This window comes from Mesorhizobium sp. WSM4808, assembly GCF_055811675.1.
This window is the reverse complement of record NZ_JBVVQX010000046.1, coordinates 15,944-18,274: the sequence shown is the minus strand read 5'-3', so window position 1 is coordinate 18,274 and position 2,331 is coordinate 15,944. Positions and strand designations below refer to the sequence as shown.

The 2,331-nt window shown below is 58.1% G+C and carries 1 protein-coding gene; it reads left to right on the top strand.

The genetic code is table 11. The features are described 5' to 3' along the window. The first annotated feature begins 26 nt into the window (after positions 1 to 26). Positions 27 to 1,178 carry a porin gene (locus AC0L2U_RS34090; RefSeq protein ID WP_473603608.1) on the top strand — a complete coding sequence of 384 codons (1,152 nt, stop codon included), beginning with the start codon at positions 27 to 29 and terminating at the stop codon, positions 1,176 to 1,178. Positions 1,179 to 2,331 lie beyond the last annotated feature (1,153 nt).

Here is a 2,331-nt window from a genome sequence, read left to right as displayed (position 1 = left end):
ATCCCCTTTTGAATGGAGAATCCAGAATGAACGTAAGCAGCCTTCTTCTCGGCTCGGTTGCGGCCCTGATCTCCGTTTCGGTGGCTCGCGCGGCGGACGAAATCTCCGCGTCGGACCGGACCGAATACGTCCAGATCTGCGACGTCTACGGTCCGGGCTACTTCCATGTCCCCAACACCGACACCTGCCTGCGCATCGGCGGCTACATTCGATACGACGTCGGCATCGGCGATGTCCGTTCGCATGAGGGGGCAAGAACATCCAGTGCGAGAACCGGGGAGGCTCAGGGCACCTGGCGAAACAACACGCGTTTCACGTTCAAGACTTGGACGCGCCAGGAAATCGAAATCGGACCACTGAAGACCTATACTGAAAGCCGCCTGAACTTCGGCAACCGCAACCCTTATCCGGGTCCGGACAGTGCTCAGAACCAAGCCTTCAACGGTGGCGCCAAGTTGGCTTCCGCCTGGATCCAGCTTGGTGGTCTCCGAGTCGGGAAGGACGAATCGGCCTTCGATACATTTATCGGATACACCGGGAACGTCCTCAATAACGCACTTGTTCCGTATGGCGACTTCGATACCAACGTGGCTCAGTACTACTTGGATTTCGCCAATGGCTTTTCAGCTCTGGTTTCACTGGAACAAGGGGCGGGTGAGGTCGGTTCTCTCGACAGCCATGTTCCCCACGTCGTCCTAGGCGTGAGACAGACGCAGGCCGGGGGCGCAATCACCGGCGTCATCGCTCGTGACAGCAATTACGACGCTTTGGCCGGCAAGGTCCGCATCGACGTCAATGTCACAGATGACCTGTCGCTATTCGGTATGTTCGGCTACGGCTCCGTTGGCAATCTCAACGACGACCCAACCAAGGCAGTAGCCGCTCATGGTCGCGGCTTCTACAAGAATTGGAGCGGCGACTGGGCTTTGTGGATGGGTGCCACTTACACGCTCGACGAGAAAACGTCGTTGAACCTCCAGCTCTCTGGTGATCAGCTCAGGAACTCCGGACTGGCTGCAAACGTCGCCTATATGGCCATTCAAGGTTTCACAGTCACAGCCGAAGTCGACTATGCCCACTACGCCAATCTCACTGCCGTCGGCCGTTCCGGCATGAATCCGACACACGGCAAAGCGGACAGCCTCGGCGGCGTACTGCGATTCCAAAGCTCGTTCTAGCGAACGAATCTGAATGTCGGGGGTCCGAGTGGTGACCTCGGTGTCCGGCCTTGCGATGTTCAAGACGTCGTCCCGGAAGATCATGCCCGGAATTCCTTGCTGGACTTCATAGCCTGCTCAGCGAGGTTCCCACCGAGCGCTCAGTAATGCCACTCAACAGCTGGTCCGGGACATCTTTCGGCCCATATGAATCCCGGTTGTGCTACCCCCATTACGATGAGCTGCTCGATATCTCGAGCTTCGCCGGCACGGCAAGAACGGAAGACACCTGGACGTTCCCTCCAGGCACTCGTCAAGTTTCCTCAGTGGTTCAGGATCAGCTTTCGGCGGGCGTCTTTGCAACATCAGTACAGTTCACCAAGAACCTGAGTTGCCCATGAACATGGCCGACCACGCAGCGGACCGCCCAGAGGGGCGCAAGCCTCGGGGTCCTGATGTCGCATTCGCCGAGATATGGCGGACACTCCGATGTCAACCGGTGTCCTCAGCAGCACCGCAAACTGGGCATCAATGCATCCATGTCGTGGATGTTCTTATCGAAGCAATCGATTTTTCTGGCTGTCCAATGATGAATATGAAGCGTCACTTGGCGTGGTGGGCGCCATCGGAGTCGTTGCATGGAATCGCTTGCCCAGTGCGGCCAGGGTGCCGAGGCGATCTTCGGTGGGGGCGACCATCTGATCTGCGACGCAACGGCAATCGGCCGTCGTGGAGACAATGGCTTCGGCCAAGTAGCTGGGACCATCTGCCGGGTGAAAATCACTGCACACCGTATGTGGTGGCGAGCACGGCCGCGGGACTGTCCTATGTCGGTCAACCCGAAGCAGCGATGGCGGCGGACCGAACTGTTCGGCTGCAAATTGCGACGACGTCGCCCACAGCCTCGACCGCAGTTACTCGGCCAGCGCTAAATTGACGTGTTGAGAGGAGCCAAGCCAATATGCACCGTCGTAATCTGATCAAGGGGTTCATTGCGCTGGGTGCGTGTCCTATTTGCGCTGAAGCCGCGCGGGCGGCGGACCGAACTGTTCGGCTGCAAATTGCGACGACGTCGCCCACAGCCTCGACCGCAGTTTCTCGGCCAGCGCTAAATTGACGTGTTGAGAGGAGCCAAGCCAATATGCACCGTCGTAATCTGATCAAGGGGTTCATT